The organism is Enterococcus mundtii, assembly GCF_003957375.1.
Taxonomy (GTDB): Bacteria; Bacillota; Bacilli; order Lactobacillales; family Enterococcaceae; genus Enterococcus_B; species Enterococcus_B spodopteracolus.
In genome coordinates, this window is sequence record NZ_CP025473.1 from 1,147,367 (window position 1) to 1,170,673 (window position 23,307).

At 40.6% G+C, this 23,307-nt stretch carries 18 protein-coding genes; all 18 read left to right on the forward strand.

Going from position 1 to position 23,307, the window contains the following annotated elements; genetic code table 11:
* Position 1: 1 nt before the first annotated feature.
* Positions 2 to 676, forward strand: a complete 675-nt coding sequence (purQ, locus tag CYK55_RS05790; RefSeq protein ID WP_126134042.1) for a phosphoribosylformylglycinamidine synthase subunit PurQ — start codon at positions 2 to 4, stop codon at positions 674 to 676.
* Positions 677 to 2,899, forward strand: a complete 2,223-nt coding sequence (gene purL / locus CYK55_RS05795; RefSeq protein ID WP_034690174.1) for a phosphoribosylformylglycinamidine synthase subunit PurL — start codon at positions 677 to 679, stop codon at positions 2,897 to 2,899.
* Positions 2,884 to 4,323 (forward strand): amidophosphoribosyltransferase, encoded by a 1,440-nt coding sequence (purF, locus tag CYK55_RS05800; RefSeq protein ID WP_034690173.1) that lies wholly within the window; start codon positions 2,884 to 2,886, stop codon positions 4,321 to 4,323. The genes purL and purF overlap by 16 nt, the downstream gene beginning before the upstream one ends.
* A 30-nt stretch (positions 4,324 to 4,353) precedes the next feature.
* A complete protein-coding gene (gene purM / locus CYK55_RS05805) occupies positions 4,354 to 5,397 on the forward strand; it encodes a phosphoribosylformylglycinamidine cyclo-ligase (RefSeq protein ID WP_034690171.1) in 1,044 nt (347 codons plus the stop codon).
* Positions 5,394 to 5,972 carry a phosphoribosylglycinamide formyltransferase gene (purN, locus tag CYK55_RS05810; protein WP_034690170.1) on the forward strand — a complete coding sequence of 193 codons (579 nt, stop codon included), beginning with the start codon at positions 5,394 to 5,396 and terminating at the stop codon, positions 5,970 to 5,972. The genes purM and purN overlap by 4 nt, the downstream gene beginning before the upstream one ends.
* Complete coding sequence (gene purH / locus CYK55_RS05815) at positions 5,969 to 7,501, forward strand: bifunctional phosphoribosylaminoimidazolecarboxamide formyltransferase/IMP cyclohydrolase (protein WP_034690169.1); 1,533 nt, start codon at positions 5,969 to 5,971, stop codon at positions 7,499 to 7,501. Before purN ends, purH begins: the two co-directional genes overlap by 4 nt.
* Before the next feature lie 15 nt (positions 7,502 to 7,516).
* Positions 7,517 to 8,782, forward strand: a complete 1,266-nt coding sequence (gene purD / locus CYK55_RS05820) for a phosphoribosylamine--glycine ligase (RefSeq protein WP_126134043.1) — start codon at positions 7,517 to 7,519, stop codon at positions 8,780 to 8,782.
* A gap of 118 nt (positions 8,783 to 8,900) precedes the next feature.
* Positions 8,901 to 9,815: an aldo/keto reductase gene (locus tag CYK55_RS05825; RefSeq protein ID WP_034690166.1), complete on the forward strand. Its 915-nt coding sequence runs from the start codon at positions 8,901 to 8,903 to the stop codon at positions 9,813 to 9,815.
* Positions 9,816 to 9,920: 105 nt separating this feature from the next.
* Positions 9,921 to 11,042, forward strand: coding sequence for a hypothetical protein (locus CYK55_RS05830; protein ID WP_034690164.1), 1,122 nt, complete (start codon positions 9,921 to 9,923; stop codon positions 11,040 to 11,042).
* A 237-nt stretch (positions 11,043 to 11,279) separates the two neighbouring features.
* Entirely contained in the window at positions 11,280 to 12,257 is a 978-nt protein-coding gene (guaC, locus tag CYK55_RS05835) for a GMP reductase (protein ID WP_034689338.1), read from the forward strand.
* A 108-nt stretch (positions 12,258 to 12,365) separates the two neighbouring features.
* A complete protein-coding gene (locus CYK55_RS05840) occupies positions 12,366 to 13,796 on the forward strand; it encodes a PLP-dependent aminotransferase family protein (protein WP_126134044.1) in 1,431 nt (476 codons plus the stop codon).
* 518 nt (positions 13,797 to 14,314) lie between these two features.
* Entirely contained in the window at positions 14,315 to 15,424 is a 1,110-nt protein-coding gene (gene pdhA, locus CYK55_RS05845; protein ID WP_034689336.1) for a pyruvate dehydrogenase (acetyl-transferring) E1 component subunit alpha, read from the forward strand.
* Between the two features lie 2 nt (positions 15,425 to 15,426).
* Positions 15,427 to 16,404 carry an alpha-ketoacid dehydrogenase subunit beta gene (locus CYK55_RS05850; RefSeq protein ID WP_010735670.1) on the forward strand — a complete coding sequence of 326 codons (978 nt, stop codon included), beginning with the start codon at positions 15,427 to 15,429 and terminating at the stop codon, positions 16,402 to 16,404.
* A 24-nt stretch (positions 16,405 to 16,428) separates the two neighbouring features.
* On the forward strand, positions 16,429 to 18,081 hold the full coding sequence (locus CYK55_RS05855; protein WP_034689334.1) for a dihydrolipoyllysine-residue acetyltransferase: 1,653 nt from the start codon (positions 16,429 to 16,431) through the stop codon (positions 18,079 to 18,081).
* A 7-nt stretch (positions 18,082 to 18,088) separates the two neighbouring features.
* Positions 18,089 to 19,495 (forward strand): dihydrolipoyl dehydrogenase, encoded by a 1,407-nt coding sequence (gene lpdA / locus CYK55_RS05860; RefSeq protein WP_034689332.1) that lies wholly within the window; start codon positions 18,089 to 18,091, stop codon positions 19,493 to 19,495.
* Between the two features lie 168 nt (positions 19,496 to 19,663).
* A complete protein-coding gene (locus CYK55_RS05865) occupies positions 19,664 to 19,939 on the forward strand; it encodes a UPF0223 family protein (RefSeq protein WP_034689331.1) in 276 nt (91 codons plus the stop codon).
* Between the two features lie 4 nt (positions 19,940 to 19,943).
* Entirely contained in the window at positions 19,944 to 20,711 is a 768-nt protein-coding gene (locus CYK55_RS05870) for an inositol monophosphatase family protein (protein ID WP_034689346.1), read from the forward strand.
* A gap of 348 nt (positions 20,712 to 21,059) precedes the next feature.
* Complete coding sequence (typA, locus tag CYK55_RS05875; protein WP_010735665.1) at positions 21,060 to 22,889, forward strand: translational GTPase TypA; 1,830 nt, start codon at positions 21,060 to 21,062, stop codon at positions 22,887 to 22,889.
* Positions 22,890 to 23,307: the final 418 nt, after the last annotated feature.

Here is a 23,307-nt window from a genome sequence, read left to right on the forward strand (position 1 = left end):
CATGAAATTTGCCGTGATTGTTTTTCCTGGATCGAATTGTGATGCGGACTTGCTTTGGGCGATTCGTGATGTGATGGGCGCAGAAGTAAACTATGTTCGTTATGACGAATCTTCTCTTGAAGAGTATGACGGAGTATTGATCCCTGGCGGCTTTTCTTACGGCGATTACTTACGTTGTGGGGCGATTGCTCGTTTTTCAACAATCATGGATGAAGTGATTCGTTTTGCGGAAGAAGGAAAACCTGTTTTTGGTACATGTAATGGATTCCAAGTGTTGACGGAGGCTGGATTGCTACCAGGCGTATTAAGAAGAAATGATTCATTGCGTTTTATCTGTAAATCAGCGTCATTAAAAGTCAACAATCAAACATCCTTCACTTCAGAGTACGACAAAAATGAAGTGATCCAGTTGCCGGTGGCCCATGGAGAAGGAAATTATTTTTGTGACGAGGAGACGCTTCAAGAACTGATTGACAACAACCAAATCGTGTTTACCTACGAGGGAGAAAATCTCAACGGCAGTGTGGCCAACATTGCAGGGATCACAAACAAAGCAGGAAATGTGTTAGGGATGATGCCCCACCCAGAACGAGCAATGGAAGCATTACTTGGCTCAGAAGATGGCAAACGTTTCTTCGCTTCGCTATTGAAGAATTTCGGAAAGGTGACTGCATAAATGAAAACAATGATGGAGCCAACTGCGTTAGAAATCAAAGAACAAAAGATTTATATGCAATGGGGATTGACGGATGAAGAATACCGGATGATCGAAGAAGACATCTTAGGTAGGATGCCTAATTATACGGAGACCGGTTTGTTCTCAGTAATGTGGAGTGAACACTGTTCTTACAAAAACTCCAAGCCGATCTTAAAAAAATTCCCAACAAGTGGGCCGAATGTCTTACAAGGGCCTGGTGAAGGCGCAGGGATCGTTGACATTGGAGACGGACAAGCAGTGGTTTTTAAAGCAGAAAGCCACAATCATCCTTCGGCAGTCGAACCTTATGAAGGCGCAGCAACAGGTGTTGGGGGCATTATTCGTGATATTTTCAGTATGGGTGCACGTCCGATTGCTCTACTTGATTCACTACGTTTTGGTGAATTAGATAATCCTCGTACAAAATACCTTTTAGAAGAAGTTGTTGCTGGTATCGGAGGGTATGGAAATTGTATCGGCGTACCGACAGTGGGTGGTGAGATCGCCTTTGATCCTTGTTATGAGGGGAATCCATTGGTAAATGCCATGTGTGTTGGGTTGATCGATCATAAAGATATCCAAAAAGGACAAGCATCAGGTGTTGGCAATTCGATCATGTATGTGGGGGCTAAGACAGGTCGGGATGGTATCCACGGTGCGACATTTGCCTCCGAAGAATTTAGTCAAGAAGAAGAACAACAACGTTCAGCTGTGCAAGTGGGCGATCCTTTTATGGAGAAATTATTGTTAGAAGCTTGTTTGGAATTGATTTTGGACCACTCAGACATTCTTGTCGGCATCCAAGATATGGGTGCGGCAGGACTTGTTTCATCAAGTTCAGAAATGGCCTCAAAAGCAGGCTCTGGTTTGGTATTGACTTTGGACGATGTACCGCAGCGTGAATCACAGATGACCCCTTATGAAATGATGTTGTCTGAATCACAAGAACGGATGTTGATCTGTGTGAAGGCAGGATCGGAAGCGCGTGTTCAAGAACTATTCCAAAAATACGATCTAGATGCGGTGACGATTGGAAAAGTAACAGATGATGGTCAGTACCGTTTGTATCACCATGGAAAAGAAGTAGCCAATCTTCCGGTAGATGCCTTAGCAGAAGATGCGCCTGTCTACCAGAAAGAAATGGTTGAACCAGAACGGATGACAAAATTCCGTGAATTAGGTCAATATCAACCAGTGATCTCTGATCCGAATGAAGTATTGACTGCGTTGTTGAAGCAACCGACGATCGCATCAAAACGTTCGATTTATGAGACATATGATTCGCGTGTCCAAACCAATACAGTGGTTGCTCCAGGTAGTGATGCCGCAGTCTTGCGTATTCGTGGAACCAAAAAAGCGTTAGCGATGACGACGGATTGTAATGCTCGTTATATTTATCTAGATCCAGAAATTGGTGGTCAGATTGCTGTTGCGGAAGCAGCAAGAAATATCGTCGCGAGTGGTGGTCAACCTTTAGCGATTACGGATTGTTTGAACTATGGTTCTCCAGATAAACCAGAAGTGTTCTGGGAGTTAGCGTATTCAGCTGATGGAATTGCCAAAGCATGTGAAATGTTGGAAACACCCGTGATCTCGGGAAATGTTTCTCTGTATAACGAGACAGATGGCCAAGCGATTTATCCAACACCGATGATTGGTATGGTCGGATTGATCGAAGCACACGAACATATCACCACTCAAGAATTCAAACAAGCGGGAGATTTGATTTATGTGATCGGCCAGACGTTTGCAGACTTTAACGGTAGTGAATTACAAAAGCTACAGCTAGGTAGAATCGAAGGAATGATGGAACATTTTGATCTAACAAAAGAAAAAGAAAACCAAACTTTGATGTTAGAGGCAATCAAAGCTGGATTGATCCAAAGTGCGCATGACTGTGCAGAAGGTGGGTTAGCGGTGGCTATTGCGGAATCAGCGTTCACAAATGATTTCGGTGTTTCAACGAGAGTTGATCTGCCGACTACTCATCTGTTTTCTGAATCACAATCGCGTTTTATTGTATCAGTAACAAAAGAAAATCAACAAGCCTTTGAAACATTAGCTGGTGAGCATGTGACACTCCTTGGTCACGTAACGGCAGAAAAACAATTAGTGATACAAGCAAATGATGGAAGTGTTGACTTGGCAGTCGCTTCGGCGAAACAGTCTTGGGAGGAAGCAATCGAATGTCTTATGAAGTAAGAAGCATCAATGAAGAATGTGGAGTATTCGGTGTTTGGGGACACCCTCAAGCTGCCAATGTTACTTACTTTGGTTTGCATAGTTTGCAGCATCGTGGGCAAGAAGGCGCTGGTATCGTATCAAATGATGACGGGAAATTATATGGTCACCGTGATCTTGGACTTCTTTCAGAGGTATTCAAAGATCCAAGAAAACTAGCAGCTTTATTTGGACAAGCAGCGATCGGTCACGTTCGCTATGCTACCGCAGGCAATGGCAGTGTGGATAATATCCAACCTTTTTTATTCAAATTTTACGATCGCTCGATTGGGTTAGCCCATAACGGCAATTTAACGAATGCTCGCTCTTTACGGACGTCTTTAGAAAAAGATGGTGCCATCTTTCATTCAAATTCAGATACAGAGATTTTGATGCATTTGATCCGGCGTAGTAACGAAAAAACATTTTTAGACAGACTAAAGGAAGCCTTGGCTGAGGTAAAAGGTGGATTTGCTTACTTATTACTGACAGAAGACGCGATGGTTGCGGCACTAGACCCAAATGGTTTTCGCCCATTAGCCATCGGTCAAATGAAAAATGGCGCATATGTCATTACTTCTGAAACCTGTGCGCTGGAAGGGATCGGTGCGCGGTTTGTACGTGATGTCTTGCCAGGAGAAATCGTGATCATCAATGATGATGGCTATACGATCGAGCAATACACGACAGATACTCAATTGGCGATTTGTTCCATGGAATATATTTACTTTGCACGTCCAGATTCTGATATTGCAGGGATCAATGTGCATACAGCACGTAAAAATATGGGGAGACGTTTAGCGGCTGAAGCGCCGATCGAAGCTGATATGGTGGTTGGAGTGCCCAATTCTTCGTTGTCAGCAGCCAGTGGTTATGCTGAAGCCAGTGGTATCCCTTATGAAATCGGTTTGGTGAAAAATCAATATGTGGCACGTACGTTCATCCAACCAACCCCAGAATTAAGAGAACAAGGTGTGCGGATGAAACTTTCTGCGGTTCGGGGCGTTGTGGAAGGGAAAAAAATCATTATGGTCGATGATTCGATCGTTCGCGGCACTACCAGCCGAAGAATCGTCAATCTATTAAAAGAAGCTGGAGCAAAGGAAGTCCATGTGCGGATCGCATCTCCACCATTGAAATATCCATGTTTTTATGGGATCGATATCCAAACGAGAAAAGAACTGATCGCAGCGAATCATTCAATCGAAGAGATCAGAGAATGTATCGGCGCAGATTCGTTGGATTTCTTGAGTGAAGAAGGCTTGATTGGAGCAATCGGCCTACAAAAAGATGCCCCTTATTCAGGGGTATGTATGGCTTATTTCAACGGCGATTATCCGACACCGCTATATGACTACGAAGAGAAATACCAAGAATCTTTAAAAGAAAAAGTATCTTTTTTTTAAACGAAGCAAATGAAAGGAGCAAGTCATCAAATGGGTAATGCTTATGCAAAAGCAGGTGTGGATGTTGAAGCGGGTTATGAAGTCGTGGATCGCATCAAAAAACATGTGAAGAAAACAGAAAGAATCGGTGTGATGGGCGCATTAGGAGGCTTTGGTGGCTGCTTTGACCTTAGTGGATTCCAATTAAAAGAACCTGTCTTAGTTTCCGGGACAGACGGTGTGGGTACTAAGTTAGCTGTAGCTATCGCCGCAGATCGCCATGAAACGATTGGTATCGATTGTGTCGCGATGTGTGTCAATGATATTTTGGCACAAGGAGCAGAACCTTTATACTTTTTAGATTATTTGGCAACAGGTAAAAATGATCCAGAACGTCTCGAAAAAGTCATAGCAGGCGTTGCCACTGGCTGTGTTTCAGCAAACATGGCATTGATTGGTGGCGAAACAGCAGAAATGCCAGGTATGTATCAAGGGAACGATTATGATCTGGCAGGTTTTGCGGTAGGGATTGCGGAAAAAGCGCAATTGATTACTGGTCAATCGATTGCAACAGGTGATATCTTGCTCGGTTTGCCTTCTAGTGGCATTCATTCCAATGGGTACTCTTTGGTTCGTAAAATCTTTTTTGAACAGCAAGGTTTTTCATTAGAAGAAACGATCGACGGGTTGGATACCTCTTTGGCAAATGTGTTGCTTGAACCGACAAAAATCTATGTTTCGACTTTATTGCCATTAATCAAAAAAGAGAAAATCAAAGGTGCCGCACATATTACAGGTGGTGGGTTCATTGAGAATATTCCACGGATGTTGCCAGAAAATGTTGCTGTCAGCATCGATCTAGGCACTTGGCCAGTTTTACCGATCTTCAATTGTTTACAAAAATATGGTGAGATCCCTGCATATGAAATGTATGAGATCTTTAACATGGGCATTGGAATGGTCATTGCAGTTTCTCCTGAATATGCGAGTGAAATCATTGATCAGATCCACAAATCTGGTGAAGAAGTCTATCAAATCGGACAAGTCGTACCGTTTGAGGAACAAAAAGTCGTGATCGCAGAGGGGAAAAAATGAAGATTGCCGTCTTTGCTTCAGGAAATGGCAGTAACTTTCAAGCGCTGATCGATTATTTTAAAAAGAACCGACTTTCAGCGACAATCGAGTGGTTGTTTTGTGATCAGCCGCAAGCCTATGTTTTACAACGGGCAAAAAAATCGCAAGTGCCGAGCACATGTTTTTCACCGAAAGAGTTTGCATCCAAAACGGAGTATGAACAAGCGATCCTTGAAGAATTAGCAAGCCGACAGATTGATTTGATCGTATTGGCAGGCTATATGCGAATCATTGATGAAGGTTTACTGTCTGTTTACGAAAATAAAATGATCAATGTTCATCCTTCGTTATTACCAAATTTCCCAGGTCTTCATGGGATTCGCGATGCTTTTGAAGCGGGCGTGAAGGAAACAGGTGTCACTGTCCATTATATCGATCGTGGGGTGGATACTGGACCAATCATTCGTCAGGAAAAAGTGATGATCGAAAAAGAAGATACATTAGCTACATTGGAACAAAAAATCCATCAGATCGAACATCAGATCTTTCCAGAAGTGATTGCAAATATAGTAAATATGGGAGATGTAAAAAAATGACAAGAGCGTTAATAAGTGTTTCAGATAAGACTGGGGTCATTGACTTTGCGAAAGGACTACGTGCTGCCGGTATAGAGATCATTTCCACAGGTGGAACTAAAACAGCTTTGGAAGAAGCGGGAATCGAAACCATTTCTATAGATGAAGTAACCGGTTTTCCTGAAATGATGGATGGTCGAGTGAAAACTTTACATCCAAAAATCCATGGAGGATTATTAGGGCGTCGAGATAGTGAAAGCCACATGAAGGCAATGGAAAAAGAAGCCATCCAACCAATCGATATTGTCTGTGTCAACCTTTATCCATTCAAGGAAACGATCTTAAAACCAGGAGCGACTGAAGCAGATGCAATCGAAAATATTGATATCGGTGGACCGAGCATGTTGCGAAGTGCTGCAAAAAATCATGCTTTCGTAACAGCCATCGTTGATCCAGTTGATTATGCGATCGTTTTAGCAGAAATCCAGCAAGAAGGTCATACGAGCCTTGAGACACGTAGAAAGCTAGCAGCAAAAGTTTTTCGTCATACGGCTGCTTATGATGCATTGATTGGTCAATATCTCACAGAGGCCGTAGGTGAGAAAGAACCTGAGAATCTAACACTTACCTACACGCGTAAACAAGACCTTCGTTATGGTGAGAATAACCATCAAGAAGCAGCGTTTTATCAAGCGGCATTACCATCGAACTACTCGATTGCGTGTGCGGAACAATTGCACGGTAAGGAACTTTCTTTCAATAATATTCGTGATGCGGATGCGGCGTTACGTATCATGAGAGAGTTCACAGAACCAACAGTCGTTGCGCTAAAACACATGAACCCATGTGGTATCGGAAGTGGCGAGACGATTTTCTCTGCGTGGGAAACAGCTTATGCTGCTGATCCGGTATCGATCTTTGGCGGCATTATCGTCTTGAATCGGGAAGTCGATTTGGTTAGTGCACAAGCAATGACTCAATTGTTTTTAGAAATCATTATCGCTCCTAGTTACAGTGAAGAAGCACTAGCTGTACTGCAAACAAAGAAAAATCTCCGTCTGTTACAAGTCGATTTCTCGAATGTGGTAGGAAATGCTAACGAAATGGTCTCTGTCTTAGGAGGTTTACTAGTCCAACAAGATGATCGTGCAATGGAAGAACCAGAAAGTTGGACCGTAGTCACCAATCGGCAACCCACCAAAGAAGAGCAAGCAGCGATGGCTTTTGCCTGGAAAGCGGTCAAACATGTGAAATCAAATGCGATCGTTGTTGCAAATCAACAGCAAACCCTCGGTATTGGGGCCGGTCAAATGAATCGTGTGGGTTCGGTCAAGCTTGCGATCGAACAAGCTGGTGCTAAAGCCGAAACAGCTGCGCTTGCAAGTGATGCTTACTTCCCAATGGATGACTCTGTCGAATACGCTGCGAAGTATGGCATCAAAGCAATCATCCAGCCGGGAGGAAGTATCAAAGATCAAGCCTCGATTGATATGGCAAATAAGTATGGTATCGCAATGGTATTTACCGGCGTACGTCATTTTAGACATTAAGAAGGAGCGGATAAAATGAAGTGTTTAGTGATTGGCTCGGGAGGGCGAGAACATGCGATCAGTAAAAAACTTGTAGCTAGTCCATTAGTCGAAGTAGTGTATTGCGCACCTGGAAATGTAGGAATGCAAAAAGATGGGGTTCGCTTGGTGGATCTTGTTGAAACGGATCATGAAGGATTGATCGAATTTGCTCGATCTGAAGGGATCTCCTGGACATTTGTTGGTCCAGAGATTCCTCTACTCAATGGGATCGTTGATGATTTTCAAGCGGAAGGATTAGCGATTTTTGGCCCTACAAAAGCTGCAGCCTTAATTGAAGGTTCAAAGAGCTTTGCCAAAGAGTTGATGGCACGTCAAGGTATTCCTACTGCAGAGTCACAAACGTTTACCCGTTTTGCTGAAGCGAGAGAATACATTGAAGCAAAAGGCGCACCGATCGTTATCAAAGCAGACGGATTAGCTGCTGGCAAAGGGGTCGTTGTGGCGGAAACCCTCGAAGTCGCTGTCGAAGCCGCTTCAGATATGCTAGAAAATGAGCGTTTTGGTGCTAGTGGGCAGCAAATCGTTGTGGAAGAGTTCTTGTCTGGTGAAGAGTTTTCTTTACTTGCTTTTGTCCGAGATACAGAAGTTTATCCCATGGTGATCTCGCAAGACCATAAGCGAGCGTATAATGAGGATAAAGGTCCCAATACTGGCGGAATGGGTGCTTATACACCTGTACCACAAATCCCTCAGACCATGGTTGATCAGGCTGTCGAAGAAGTATTGAAACCAGCAGTGCGAGGAATGAAAGAGATAGGTCGTTCATTTACTGGTATTTTATATGCAGGGCTGATTGCCACCGCAGAAGGGCCAAAAGTAATCGAATTCAATGCTCGGTTTGGTGATCCTGAAACGCAAGTTGTGTTACCACGACTTAAAAGTGATCTAGCAGAAATCATTGACCGCCTATTATCAGGAAAGGCAGTCGAGTTAACATGGGAGACAGAAGGATGTTGCTTAGGTGTAGTCGTTGCGGCAGAAGGCTATCCAGGAAAATACCAAAAAGGTGCCTTGCTTCCAGATTTCTCAGCTGATCCAGCTGTGGCCGTCTATTATGCCGGAGTAGAGAAACAAGCGAAAGAATTAGTAGGTGCAGGGGGACGGATCTATTTGGTGGAAGCGAGTGGACAGACAATCGAAGAAGCGCAAGAAAAAATATACTCTGTTTTAAAAGTCAAGAATACTGAGCATACATTCTATCGGACGGATATCGGCTCAAAAGCCTTGATACAAAAGTAAAAGTCACATAAAGAAATAAAACTATTTTTTGCTGAAACGGAAAAATAGTTTTATTTTTTTTGAAGCCTTTTCATTGTGGTTATGGTAAAATCGAGTTGGTAAGAAAGGATGAGATTTGATGAAAAAGATTCGTTTAGGGACTTCCGACCAGCTCGTATCCTCCGTCATTTTAGGTTGTATGCGTTTGAATGGTTCTGAGCAACCTGAAAAAGTGATTGAAACAGCTTTTGAAAATGGCATCAACTTTTTTGACCATGCGGATATTTACGGTGGTGGGGACTGTGAAACAATTTTTGCTCAAGCGTTAGCAAAAACTTCGCTAAAACGTGATGAATTATTTATCCAAACGAAATGCGGGATCGTACCAGGAAAGATGTTTGATTTCTCAAAAAAACACATCATTCAATCGGTTGAAGATAGCTTGCGTCGATTAGATATAGAATACGTTGATGCCTTGTTACTTCATCGTCCAGACACACTCGTTGAACCCGAAGAAGTGGCGGAAGCGTTTGATGAGTTGGAGCGATCTGGCAAGGTTCGTTTCTTTGGTGTGAGCAATCAAAAACCAATGCAGATCGAATTATTGAAAAAATATGTGAACCAGCCATTACTGGCGAACCAATTACAATTTGGTCTTAAACATTCCGAAATGATCGATCAGGGAATCCATGTGAACATGACAGATCAAGCAAGTATTGACCATGATGGCAGTATCCTAGATTATTCTCGTTTACATGAGATGACGATCCAAGCGTGGTCGCCTTATCAATATGGCTTCTTTGAAGGTGTATTCATTGGAAATGAAAAATTCCCAGAATTGAATCAGTCGTTAAACGAACTGGCAGAAAAATATCAGACGACACCAACTGGGTTAGCGTCGGCGTGGATCTTACGCCATCCTGCAAATATGCAGGTGATCGCTGGAACGATGAATCTGGCAAGGATTGGAGAGATCGCGAAAGCATCGATGATCGATATGACCAAAGAAGATTGGTATGCATTGTATCGTGCTGCTGGCAATATTTTGCCATAAAATAAAAGATATCGTTAGCCGACTCTCTGCTTTTTATGAGAATGAGAGTCGGTTTTTACAAAAATAGAAAAACGATGAACAGCATCGAAGAAAAGAGGAGAATCAATGAATAAACAGTTAAGGAAACTATTACAAGATGAGAGAAAATACTTATACGCCGATTTTACTACATTACATAAAACACAACAAAAACTATATAATGAGATCATCAAAGAACAAAATAACTTATTGAATAAATTTCCTGAAAATGAAACACAAGCAAAAAAACTCATCGACCCAATCAATTCTTATGAAAATAAGATCGAAATGTGGGTAGCCAACGCTATGCGGATGGAAAAAATGGAGAAACATATCCAATCTATCCGATTAAAATTACATGCGGGCCTTCATCAACCAAGCAAGGCTTTCGAAAGAATGGGCTATCAGGAAAATTCGGCAAGAATCATGCTTGAAACACGTAATGAACGCTTTTATCCCCACGTGTTTCAACAATTGATTTCAAAAATCACTTCTTTCATTGGTCAGAATGTAACTTTCTCTCGTGGTGAAGCAAAAATTCCGCGATCAATTGATTTAAACCTAAGCAAAAAAACGTTACAAACACGTAAAGACCGTTTGTCCGCAGAATTTAATGCACTACACAAAGAATCAAATAAATGGAAAAATGATTTGAGAAACTTAAAGGAACAAGTGTTACAGTATCGTAAAGATTTAGCAAATCCAGATTTTCGAAGAGATTTTAAAATAGATTTGGAGCTGCACCATTCCATTAATTTTGTTGCAGGACCTGTAATCCAATCAATCGAATCACTACATTCAAGTATGTTGAAATACGCAGAAAGTTTGATTCTTTTAAATAAAAAAGAGGGAGAACTTTTTGAGACTAGAGCACAAATCAATGGTAAAGAGCAGTACGTCAATGGGAGTCATACGATGAAAAACTTGAATTACCAACGTGGTCAGGCTCTAGCTGATTTGAAAACAATAAGTAAAAAATACTATACCCCTGAAGTACTGGTAGCAATCGATTATGCACGTGATCTAGGTGCAGGAGTACTGAGAACAGTCGATGTAGATAAGCATGTACAGATGAATAGAAAGCTCCAACAAATAGCTCAATTAAAAACAAAAGGCTCTTTCGTCGACCGTGCGAATCATGCGAAAAACATGGCGAGAGATTTCCAACGAAATCGCCCAACAACAAGTAACCATGAAAAAAGCCGTTAAGGATCATTGTGATTTTACAAACAAAAAAGCAAAGTAGAATCAAAAAAAGCGAACATTTAAAAATGTTCGCTTTTTTTACACGAAAACTTAATTAAAGGTAAAATACAACTTTTTTATAAAAAAAAGCTTGATTTTTTTATTAAATTACGTTAAATTACTTGAGGTGCTAAAAATAAGCATATAAAAAGCAGATAATGTTCGTGTTTTTTGCGGATATGAAATCGAGAGGACGATATGATGAAAGTATTTGATTACGAAGATATTCAACTGATTCCTAATAAATGTATCGTAAACAGCCGTTCGGAATGTGATACAACTGTGACTTTAGGTTCACATACATTTAAAATGCCGGTTGTGCCAGCAAATATGCAAACGATCATTGATGAAACGATTGCGGAATTTTTAGCTGAAAATGGTTATTTCTATATCATGCATCGTTTTGAAGAAGAAGCACGAATCCCCTTTATCGAAAAAATGAAAGCAAGAAATTTAATTTCTTCTATTAGTGTAGGCGTGAAAAAGGACGAGTATACTTTTGTAGAAGAATTGGCAGAAAAATCTCTTGTGCCTGATTATATTACAATTGATATTGCCCATGGACATTCAAATGCTGTCATTGCGATGATCCAGCATATCAAAAAGCATTTACCAGATACGTTTGTCATTGCAGGGAACGTCGGAACACCAGAAGCTGTTCGAGAATTAGAAAACGCTGGAGCAGATGCAACAAAAGTCGGCATTGGCCCAGGGAAAGTATGTATCACAAAAATCAAAACTGGTTTTGGTACTGGTGGTTGGCAGTTAGCAGCACTAAGATGGTGTGCGAAAGCTGCCCGCAAACCGATCATTGCTGACGGTGGTATCCGCACGCCTGGAGATGTGGCGAAATCAGTGCGTTTTGGTGCGACGATGGTGATGATCGGTTCATTGTTTGCAGGACACGAAGAATCACCAGGAGAAACAAAGGTTGAGAACGGTGTCGTTTACAAAGAATATTTTGGATCAGCTTCTGAATTCCAAAAAGGCGAAAAGAAAAATGTTGAAGGTAAGAAAATTTGGATCCAACACAAAGGATCTTTAAAAGATACGTTAGTTGAAATGCAACAAGATTTACAATCTTCGATTTCTTATGCCGGTGGTCGCGATTTAGAATCAATTCGTAAAGTCGATTATGTCATCGTTAAAAACTCGATTTTCAATGGAGATACGATTTAATTCGAAGTAATAGATTGGTAAGAGAAATCTTACCAATCTTTTTTATACATTTTCTTTCTTTTTGAAACTAAGCTATAATAGTAGAAAGTAAATATTTGGAGAATGCATATGTGGACGAGAATAACTAAACATAAAGGTTCTGCTTACCAACAGATCATGGACCAAATTTTGAAGAAAATCGAAAATGGGCAATTGCAACCAGGAGATAAATTACCTTCTGAAAGAATGTTTGCTGATTTTTTTGGTGTGAATCGTACGACTGTTGTGCATGCGTTAGATGAATTGCGCGGACTAGGGATATTGGAAAGTCGTCAGGGGAGTGGTCGGTTTATTTCTTCGGTGGCTTGGGGTGATTTTTCAGAGCCACGTATTGATTGGCGTCAATTGATCTCTGCAAGATACGATAAAATCGTTGATAGTTACGGAGAAAAAGTCAAAGAAGCAAGTCGGAAATCCGATTTTTTAGATTTATATTCAAGTGAAATGCCGCTTGATGTATTACCTAATATGAAGATGCCTAATTATACATTAGAAGGTATCTTAAAAGAAGAACAAGCCGTTTCCTTGTTTGGGTATCAACCACTGATGACGCAGATCAGAGAACGCTTGATCAGAAATAACGGATTTTCGTTTAAAAAAAGTCAATTGCTAATCACTGGTGGGGGACAACAAGCGATTTTTCTGATTTTACAAACCATTTTGTCGGTAGGAGATGCAATCGCGGTGGAATCCCCGACTTTTTTCTACCGCTTACCATTGTTTAAAGCACTCGGTACCCGCTTATTCGGTATTCCAATGGATGATCAAGGGATTGATCTAGTAGAACTGGAAGAAGCCATTCATAAGCACAAGATCAAAGCGGTCTTAGTCAATCCAAATTTTCAAAATCCGACAGGTACTGTAATGGCTACTGAACGTCGCCAACGTTTAGTCGCGCTGTGTCGCAAATACCAATTGCCGATCATAGAAGATGATGTGTTTGCAGATTTAGCTTTTTCTCCGGAGAAACAAGCTTCGATCGCTCCGATCCATGCGATTGATCCGGAAAATGTCTTGTATGTCGGCTCATTATCGCGTCTGTTAGGGGAAACGACTAAAATTGGTTGGATCGTGGGCCCAACTATTCTGATCCAACGATTGTCTGAGGCACAAAAAATGATGGATGTCTCTTTGAGTATCTTTACACAAATGGCCGCAACTGCTGTTTTTGATTCTTCATTTGACCGAAACATGGCAAGTCTTTGTCAACGACTAGAAAAGAATAGTCAGCTCCTACAAGGTTGGGTCGATTCGCAAGACTTCTTTCATTTAGCTCCTCTTGCAGGCGGATACTACGGATGGTTGACTTGGGAGGGTGAAAGGTTCACGAAGGTATTAGCAGAAAGATTATTGCGTGAGGGCTTAGGTGTGGCTCCAGGCTATCTGTTTGGTGAAGCTATCGGTTTAAGAATCAACTATAGCCGTATGAGCCCTGATGACCTGCCACTGTTCGTTTCACACATGGACAAATTACGTACATGGTTGGAAGAGAAGCAATAGTAAGGAAAGAAAGAGTAACTTTTGTTATTTTTTCTTTTCTTTTTTATTTTGTGAATAAATTTCTAGAAAAGTTGACGTATTGCCTGTTAATCCAAAGAAATATGTAGTTGTACAGGCTTATTGTTTGTAAAAAAGCCTAGGTTAAGGATAAAATTAAGGTAAGTGATTTGTGTAATCACTCACTATTGAGAAAAAAATTAATACAGTGACTGGTAAAAGGTTGTAACAACTTGAATACAGAAAAGAAACGATTGTTATAAAAGCGGAGAAACACCTCTATGTTTTTTTAGGAAAAATGTAAACCGCTTACTACCTTGTGATTACCTTCACTATTTTAACAGAGATAGGGATTGTTATAATTTTTTTTAATAGTGAAAATTTGTGCTTAAAGCTTGTATTTCGGAGGAATACGTGATAATTTATTAGTGAAGCCGGAGAAATAGTGATACAGATATCGTCGCTGTTTCAACCGCGGAATGAAGAGAGTTTCTTATAGATGAGAGAGGAATGTGTGATAAATGGCAAACAAGAAAACACCTATCGACTTCCAAGCGTTGCTTGAAGAAGTCAATTCAGATTTTCCGGTATACCAAGCACTTGATCAAGATGGGAAAGTAGTAAACCCTGATCTTGTTCCAGATTTGACAGATGAAGAGTTAGTAGAATTGATGACTAGCATGGTTTGGTCTCGTGTATTGGATCAACGCTCAACAGCATTGAACCGTCAAGGACGTTTAGGATTTTTTGCTCCAACTGCTGGACAAGAAGCAAGTCAATTAGCTAGTGCATTCGCTTTTGACAAAGAAGATGTACTATTACCAGGTTACCGTGATGTTCCACAATTGATCAAACACGGCTTACCTTTATCTCAAGCATTTCTATGGTCTCGTGGACATGCAGCTGGAAACTTCTACCCAGAAGAATTGAAAGCTCTACCACCACAAATCATTATTGGTGCACAATACGTCCAAGCTGCAGGTGTTGCATTAGGACTTAAAAAGCGTAACAAGAAAAATGTTGTTTTCACTTATACAGGTGATGGCGGTTCTTCTCAAGGTGACTTCTATGAAGCAATCAACTTTGCTGGAGCTTACCATGCGAATGCTGTATTCTACATCCAAAACAATGGATTTGCGATTTCAACACCTCGTGAAAAACAAACAGCAGCAAAAACATTAGCGCAAAAAGCAGTAGCAGCTGGTATCCCTGGTATCCAAGTGGATGGTATGGACCCATTAGCCGTTTATACTGTTTCAAAAATGGCACGTGACTGGGCAGTTTCTGGTAATGGACCTGTATTGATCGAAACATTGACTTACCGTTACGGTCCACATACATTATCTGGTGATGACCCAACACGTTACCGTGAAAAAGATGTTGACGATGAATGGCAATTAAAAGATCCATTGATCCGTTTCCGTAAATACCTAACTGAAAAAGGTTTATGGAGCGAAGAAAAAGAAGAAGCAATCATCGAACAAACAAAAGAAGAAATCAAAGCAGCAATTGCTGAAGCAGATAAAGTTCCAAAACAAAAAGTTTCAGATTTCTTGAAAAATATGTTTGAAGAAACACCACAAACAATCAAAGAACAAATTGCAATCTATGAAGCGAAGGAGTCGAAATAACCATGGCACAAAAAACAATGATTCAAGCAATCACAGATGCCTTAGCACTTGAACTTGAAAACGACGAAAACGTACTCGTTTTTGGTGAAGATGTCGGCAAAAACGGAGGCGTATTCCGTGCAACTGAAGGATTGCAAGAAAAGTTCGGTGAAGACCGCGTATTTGACACTCCTTTAGCAGAATCAGGTATTGCCGGATTAGGTTTCGGTTTAGCACTTGAAGGATTCCGTCCTGTCCCTGAAATCCAATTCTTTGGCTTTATTTTTGAAGCAATGGATGAAGTTGTAGCACAGATGGCTCGTACGAGATACCGTATGGGTGGAACAAGAAATATTCCAGTAACGATCCGTTCACCATTTGGTGGTGGTGTTCATACACCTGAATTACACTCAGATAACTTAGAAGGACTGATTGCTCAATCTCCTGGTATCCGTGTAGTAATTCCGTCAAACCCATATGATGCAAAAGGACTATTGATTGCTTCTATTAGAAGTAATGATCCTGTTGTTTTCTTGGAGCATATGAAACTTTATCGTTCATTCCGTGAGGAAGTTCCAGATGAAGCGTACGAAGTGCCTTTAGACAAAGCCGCAGTGACTCGTGAAGGAACAGATGTATCGATCATCACTTACGGTGCAATGGTACGTGAAGCCATCAAGGCAGCAGATAATCTTGAAAAAGAAGGTATCTCTGTTGAGATCGTTGACTTACGAACCGTTGCTCCATTAGATGTTGAAACAATCATCAAATCTGTTGAAAAAACCGGACGTGTCGTTGTTGTTCAAGAAGCACAACGTCAAGCGGGCGTAAGCACTCAAGTAATCTCTGAAATCTCTGAACGTGCAATTCTTTCATTAGAAGCACCAATCGGACGCGTTTCTGCACCAGATACTGTTTTCCCATTCGGTCAAGCAGAAAATATCTGGTTGCCAAATGCTTCTGATATCGAAGCAAAAGTAAAAGAAATCGCAGAATTTTAAGGAAAGAAAGGACGTTAAAAACCCATGGCTTACCAATTTAAATTACCTGATATCGGTGAAGGTATCGCAGAAGGTGAAATCGTTAAATGGTTCGTTCAACCAGGCGATACGATCAATGAAGACGATACATTACTAGAAGTACAAAATGACAAATCAGTGGAAGAAATTCCATCTCCAGTGACAGGAACAGTGAAAAGCATCGTTGTTCCAGAAGGTACAGTTGCAAATGTTGGTGACGTATTGGTTGAGATCGATGCACCAGGACATGAAGGAAATGAAGACAGCGGAAGCGAAGGCGTGGCAGCTACTGAGCAAACACCTGAAGCACCTGCTGCTGAACCAACATCTGAAAGTTCATCTGCATCAGCAGAAGCTTCTGAGGGTGGCGTATTCCAATTCAAATTACCTGATATCGGTGAAGGTATCGCAGAAGGTGAAATCGTTAAATGGTTTGTTAAAGCCGGTGACACGATCAATGAAGACGATACATTATTAGAAGTGCAAAATGACAAATCAGTGGAAGAAATTCCATCTCCAGTAACAGGGACTGTTAAAACAATCGTTGTTTCTGAAGGTACAGTCGCAAATGTTGGTGACGTATTGGTTGAGATCGACGCGCCAGGACACAATAGTGGACCTGCAAGTAAACCAGCGGCAGCAACTTCTGCTGCAAAAGTGGAAACTTCAGGTTCTTCAAGTATCCCTGAAGCTGCAAACCCAGATAAACGCGTATTAGCAATGCCATCTGTTCGTCAATTCGCTCGCGAAAAAGACGTGGATATCAGCCAAGTTTCTGCAACTGGAAAAGGCGGACGTGTGACAAAAGAAGATATCGAAAACTTCTTATCTGGTGGAGGTGCTCCGGCAGCTGCAAGCAAACCTGCTGAATCAGCTGCACCAACAGAAGCATCTTCTGAAAAACCTGCTGAAACAAAAGCTGCTCCAGCAAAAGCATTCAAATCAAACTTAGGCGATCTAGAAGAACGTGTGGCATTGACACCAACACGTAAAGCAATTGCCAAAGCAATGGTCAACAGCAAACAAACAGCACCTCATGTCACTTTACATGATGAAGTTGAAGTAACAAATCTTTGGGATAACCGTAAAAAATTCAAAGAAGTGGCAGCTGCTAACGGTACGAAATTAACGTTCTTGCCTTACGTTGTCAAAGCGTTGACTGCCACAGTGAAAAAATTCCCGATCTTGAATGCGTCAATCGATGATGCAAAACAAGAAATCGTTTATAAAAACTATTACAATATCGGTATCGCAACAGATACAGACCATGGTTTGTATGTGCCAAACGTGAAAGATGCTGACCGTAAAGGAATGTTTGCAATCGCAGACGAAATCAACGAGAAAGCAAAACTTGCACATGATGGCAAACTAGCGGCAGATGATATGCGTAATGGAACGATCACGATCAGTAACATTGGTTCAGTTGGTGGCGGCTGGTTCACACCAGTAATCAACTACCCTGAAGTAGCAATCCTGGGTGTAGGAACAATTGCACAACAACCAATCGTCAATGCTGAAGGTGAAATCGTTGTTGGCCGAGTGATGAAATTATCATTGAGTTTCGATCACCGAATCGTCGATGGTGCGACAGCACAACAAGCAATGAATAACATCAAACGTTTATTAGCTGATCCAGAGCTATTAATGATGGAAGGATGAGAAACAAATGGTAGTTGGAGATTTTGCTGTTGAATTAGATACAGTTGTAATCGGTGCGGGACCTGGCGGCTATGTCGCTGCCATCCGCGCTGCTGAAATGGGCCAAAAAGTAGCGATCATTGAAAGAGAATATATCGGCGGCGTTTGTTTGAACGTTGGTTGTATTCCTTCTAAAGCGTTGATCGCAGCAGGTCATCATTATCAAGAATCACTTGATTCATCGATGTTTGGTGTAACAAGTGAAAATGTCTCACTAGATTTTACAAAAACACAAGAGTGGAAAGACAACAAAGTAGTGAAAACATTGACTTCAGGAGTCGGCTACTTGTTAAAAAAACACAAAGTTGAAACGATCGAAGGCGAAGCATTCTTCGTAGATGATCATACATTACGTGTGATCCATCCGGATTCTGCTCAAACGTATTCATTCAACCATGCTATCGTTGCGACAGGTTCTCGTCCAATCGAAATCCCTGGATTCAAATTTGGTGGTCGTGTCTTAGATTCTACAGGTGGACTAAGCCTAACAGAAGTTCCTAAGAAATTCGTCATCATCGGCGGCGGAGTAATCGGTGCTGAACTTGGAGCAGCTTACGCAAACTTAGGTTCTGAAGTAACGATCCTTGAAGGTTCACCACAAATTTTACCTACGTATGAAAAAGACTTGGTGAAATTAGTGGAAGATGACTTCAAGAAAAAAGGCGTAACAGTTATTACAAATGCAATGGCTAAAGAATCAATCGACAATGGTGATAGCGTAACTGTAAAATATGCAGTAGACGGAAAAGAAGAATCAGTAACAGCTGACTACGTGATGGTCACTGTTGGACGTCGTCCGAATACTGAAGACATGGGCTTAGAACAAGCTGGTGTTGAAATCGGTGAACGTGGCTTGATCTCAGTTGATAATCAAGGGCGTACAAACGTACCTAACATCTTTGCAATCGGCGACATCGTTCCAGGCGCTGCTTTAGCACATAAAGCAAGTTATGAAGCAAAAATCGCCGCAGAAGCAATCTCTGGCAAAAAAGTAGCAGTTGACTACAAAGCAATGCCAGCTGTTGCCTTTACTGATCCTGAATTAGCATCAGTAGGGATGACGATCAAAGAAGCAAAAGAAGCTGGACTAGAAGCGACAGCTTATAAATTCCCATTCTCTGGGAACGGTCGTGCTTTATCATTAGGTAAAACAGAAGGTTTTATCCGCTTAGTGACAACGAATGAAGACAATGTCATCATCGGTGCGCAAATCGGTGGAGTTGGAGCAAGTGATATGGTTTCTGAACTTGCTTTGGCAATCGAATCAGGTATGAACGCTGAAGATATCGCGTTGACGATCCATCCACATCCATCTCTAGGTGAGATCACAATGGACGCAGCTGAATTAGCTTTAGGCTTACCGATCCATATTTAATCATTCAACTAAATGCAATTCTCTCTGAGAAGAGAGAGTTGTGTTTTTTTATACTCTAAATAGTGATTATAAAATTATTATGTAAACTAAAATAGAGCAAAACCACTTGGAAGAAGTCTTCTTTCTATGATAAACTGAAAGGGATGAATAGAATAGGAGATAATATCTATGAATGAGTATCAATACCCATTAGACTTGGACTGGACCACTGAAGAAATGGTCATCGTGATGAACATGTGGGAAGCCCTCGAAAAAGCGAATGAACAAGGAATCAATAACCAGGAATTTCTAACAACCTATCAACAATTCAAAACAGTGATTAAATCAATTGGAGAAGAAAAACGATTAGGACGAGAATTTGAAAAAGTTTCTGGCTATTCGCTATACCGTGCTGTTCAAGAGGCAAAGAAGAACACCAACAAAATGCTAAAAATGAATGGGTGAGACGATGGAGAAAATGATTGAGGAAATAATTGCCTGGTTGGTAGCAGCAAAAGAAAAGATTCTCCATGCACAAAATGAGCAACTAACAGTCGCAGAAAAAACGAATCGTAAAGATCTAGTGACAAACATGGATCGAGAAATTCAAGCATTTCTGATCAATAAAATCCATTCTGCCTATCCTCAAGCAAAAATTTTGGCAGAAGAAGAAGGATACAACAACTTATCGGATTTGAGTGGTCAAGTTTTTATCATTGACCCAATTGATGGTACGTTAAACTTCGTGGTACAAGGAGAAAATTTTTGTATCATGCTTGCTTATTACGAAGATGGAGTGGGACAGCTAGGGTTTATCTATGATGTCATGCGAGATGAATTATACTGGGGCGGTAAAACGATCGGTGTTTACAAAAATGATGTGAAATTACCCCAACCGCAAGACCTTCCATTAGATAAAGGATTAGTAGCAATCAATAGCTATCTCTTCGGTCATGATCGATTCAATATCCATGCGATTGGTGAACAAAGTATTGGCGTTCGAATGTGTGGCTGTGCTGGCTTAGAATTGATTGCGATGTTAAAAGGAAACCACATTGGCTATATATCTAATCTAAGTCCCTGGGATTACGCGGCTGGCAATGTCTTGTTGAAAGAGTTCGGTATGCGATATAGTGGGTTTTCCGGTGCACCATTGAGTTTCAGTGGCAGAGAATATTATTTAGCTGCAACTCCAACAGCCTATGCGACTATACTTGACATGCTTCAATTGGATTGATTATTTTTCTAGCTTTGAGATACATCCAACAAAAAGTTCATATAAAATAAGTGAGGGACGATAAAATTGCTTTTTTGAGCAATGTAGTCCTTCACTTATTTTTTTTGAATGATTATAGTATCGGAACAGTCATTTATAGAAGATGCTAATGAAAAAGTTTTTGTAATGACTGTTTTTTTACATAACTTCGGATTTTTTGTGCTATTTTGATTAGAAAAAGGGCGAATTATTAATTTTCTCGAAAAAATGAAAACATTTCACTATATTTCATGAAAAAAGTTTGGTATAATAAACAGTCGAGTAAAATTGCCCTGTGATAAAGAATCGATAAAAAAGGAGTTACTTAAATTGAATAAAAGAAATGACATCCGTAACGTAGCGATCATCGCCCACGTCGACCACGGAAAAACAACATTAGTTGATGAACTATTAAAACAATCTGACACATTAGACGCCCACACTCAATTACAAGAACGTGCGATGGACTCAAACGCACTTGAACAAGAACGTGGAATCACAATCTTAGCGAAAAATACAGCTGTTGATTATAAAGGGATTCGCGTCAATATCATGGATACACCTGGACACGCGGACTTCGGTGGTGAAGTAGAACGTATCATGAAAATGGTAGACGGCGTTGTCTTAGTTGTAGATGCTTATGAAGGCACCATGCCGCAAACACGTTTCGTATTGAAAAAGGCTTTAGAGCAACATATTACACCGATCGTAGTTGTAAACAAGATCGACAAACCATCCGCTCGTCCTGAGTATGTGGTAGATGAAGTCTTAGAATTATTTATCGAATTAGGCGCAGACGATGATCAACTGGATTTCCCAGTGATTTACGCCTCTGCTTTGAACGGAACATCAAGCTTATCCGATGATCCAGCGGACCAAGAACCAACAATGGCACCGATCTTTGATACAATTGTCGAAGCTATTCCTGCACCAGTTGACAACAGCGATGAACCTTTACAGTTCCAAGTATCATTACTTGATTACAATGATTATGTTGGACGTATCGGTATCGGCCGTGTCTTCAGAGGAAAAATCAAAGTTGGTGACCAAGTATCACTGATCAAACTTGATGGCACAGTGAAGAAATTCCGTGTGACAAAATTATTTGGTTTCTTTGGCTTACAACGTTTAGAGATCCAAGAAGCTAAAGCTGGTGACTTGATCGCTGTCTCAGGAATGGAAGATATCTTCGTTGGGGAAACAGTTACACCAGTCGATCATCAAGAAGCATTACCGATCTTGCATATCGATGAACCAACATTACAAATGACTTTCTTAGTCAACAACTCTCCATTTGCTGGACGCGAAGGAAAATACGTGACATCACGTAAAATCGAAGAACGTTTGATGGCAGAATTACAAACAGACGTTTCACTTCGTGTTGAACCAACAAATTCACCAGATGCTTGGACAGTTTCAGGTCGTGGTGAACTTCACTTATCGATCTTGATCGAGAACATGCGTCGTGAAGGTTATGAATTACAAGTATCACGTCCAGAAGTTATCGAAAGAGAGATCGATGGCGTAAAATGTGAACCATTTGAACGTGTTCAAATCGATACACCAGAAGAATACATGGGTAGTGTCATCGAATCATTGAGCCAACGTAAAGGTGAAATGCAAGATATGGTCCATACAGGAAATGGTCAAATTCGTTTGACATTCTTGACACCTGCTCGTGGATTGATCGGTTACTCAACAGAGTTCTTGTCAATGACTCGTGGTTACGGAATCATGAACCATACATTTGATCAATACTTGCCAATGCTTCCTGGCCAAATCGGCGGACGTCACCAAGGTGCGTTAGTATCCATCGATACAGGTAAAGCAACAACGTATTCAATCATGAGTATCGAAGAACGTGGTACTGTATTTGTTGAACCAGGGACAGAAGTCTACGAAGGTATGATCATCGGTGAAAACAGCCGTGAGAATGACTTGACAGTCAATATCACAAAAGCAAAACAAATGACCAACGTTCGTTCTGCGAACAAAGACCAAACATCAGTCATCAAAAAACCAAAACAATTAACACTTGAAGAATCACTAGAATTCTTGAATGACGATGAGTACTGTGAAGTAACACCAGAAAACATCCGTCTAAGAAAACAAATTTTAGAAAAAAATGCACGTGAAAAAGCATCTAAAAAGAAAAAATAATAATTTTGACCGAATCCTAGAGAAAGCTCTGGGATTCGGTTTTTTTGTTATATAGGATCGATCATTAAATCAAACATAGTTATTCAATTAAATACTAGTTAAAAGCTGTTGGTGAACCGCTTTTCTCTATCCGATGTTTTTTTAGTATAGTCAAAATAAATCATAAAATTATACGATTTCCTGATGGATAAGATTAAATAACACTATTCTTTCAATTTATACCAATTAACATGAAAAAAATGGCGTTATCAAAAAGTGTATTTAGGTTTAGAGTTAAAGTGGGAAAGTTCTAATAGAATAATACTAATGATGGAGGATGAATAAAATGTAAAAAAGAAAAAATAAATGACGTTATAATAAAATGAAGCTTTGCTTTTGAATGATCATTAGAAAAAAGGAGGAGTATAGAAGACTCAAG

What these genes read in the sequence shown, in the direction of transcription:
- pdhA (WP_034689336.1), top strand. Translation starts at nt 14,315, where the DNA reads ATGGCAAACAAGAAAACACCTATCGACTTCCAAGCGTTGCTTGAAGAA.
- CYK55_RS05870 (WP_034689346.1), top strand. Translation starts at nt 19,944, where the DNA reads ATGGAGAAAATGATTGAGGAAATAATTGCCTGGTTGGTAGCAGCAAAA.
- CYK55_RS05850 (WP_010735670.1), top strand. Translation starts at nt 15,427, where the DNA reads ATGGCACAAAAAACAATGATTCAAGCAATCACAGATGCCTTAGCACTT.
- CYK55_RS05830 (WP_034690164.1), top strand. Translation starts at nt 9,921, where the DNA reads ATGAATAAACAGTTAAGGAAACTATTACAAGATGAGAGAAAATACTTA.
- purH (WP_034690169.1), top strand. Translation starts at nt 5,969, where the DNA reads ATGACAAGAGCGTTAATAAGTGTTTCAGATAAGACTGGGGTCATTGAC.
- purL (WP_034690174.1), top strand. Translation starts at nt 677, where the DNA reads ATGAAAACAATGATGGAGCCAACTGCGTTAGAAATCAAAGAACAAAAG.
- CYK55_RS05865 (WP_034689331.1), top strand. Translation starts at nt 19,664, where the DNA reads ATGAATGAGTATCAATACCCATTAGACTTGGACTGGACCACTGAAGAA.
- CYK55_RS05840 (WP_126134044.1), top strand. Translation starts at nt 12,366, where the DNA reads ATGTGGACGAGAATAACTAAACATAAAGGTTCTGCTTACCAACAGATC.
- CYK55_RS05855 (WP_034689334.1), top strand. Translation starts at nt 16,429, where the DNA reads ATGGCTTACCAATTTAAATTACCTGATATCGGTGAAGGTATCGCAGAA.
- purF (WP_034690173.1), top strand. Translation starts at nt 2,884, where the DNA reads ATGTCTTATGAAGTAAGAAGCATCAATGAAGAATGTGGAGTATTCGGT.
- purN (WP_034690170.1), top strand. Translation starts at nt 5,394, where the DNA reads ATGAAGATTGCCGTCTTTGCTTCAGGAAATGGCAGTAACTTTCAAGCG.
- lpdA (WP_034689332.1), top strand. Translation starts at nt 18,089, where the DNA reads ATGGTAGTTGGAGATTTTGCTGTTGAATTAGATACAGTTGTAATCGGT.
- purQ (WP_126134042.1), top strand. Translation starts at nt 2, where the DNA reads ATGAAATTTGCCGTGATTGTTTTTCCTGGATCGAATTGTGATGCGGAC.
- CYK55_RS05825 (WP_034690166.1), top strand. Translation starts at nt 8,901, where the DNA reads ATGAAAAAGATTCGTTTAGGGACTTCCGACCAGCTCGTATCCTCCGTC.
- purM (WP_034690171.1), top strand. Translation starts at nt 4,354, where the DNA reads ATGGGTAATGCTTATGCAAAAGCAGGTGTGGATGTTGAAGCGGGTTAT.
- purD (WP_126134043.1), top strand. Translation starts at nt 7,517, where the DNA reads ATGAAGTGTTTAGTGATTGGCTCGGGAGGGCGAGAACATGCGATCAGT.
- guaC (WP_034689338.1), top strand. Translation starts at nt 11,280, where the DNA reads ATGAAAGTATTTGATTACGAAGATATTCAACTGATTCCTAATAAATGT.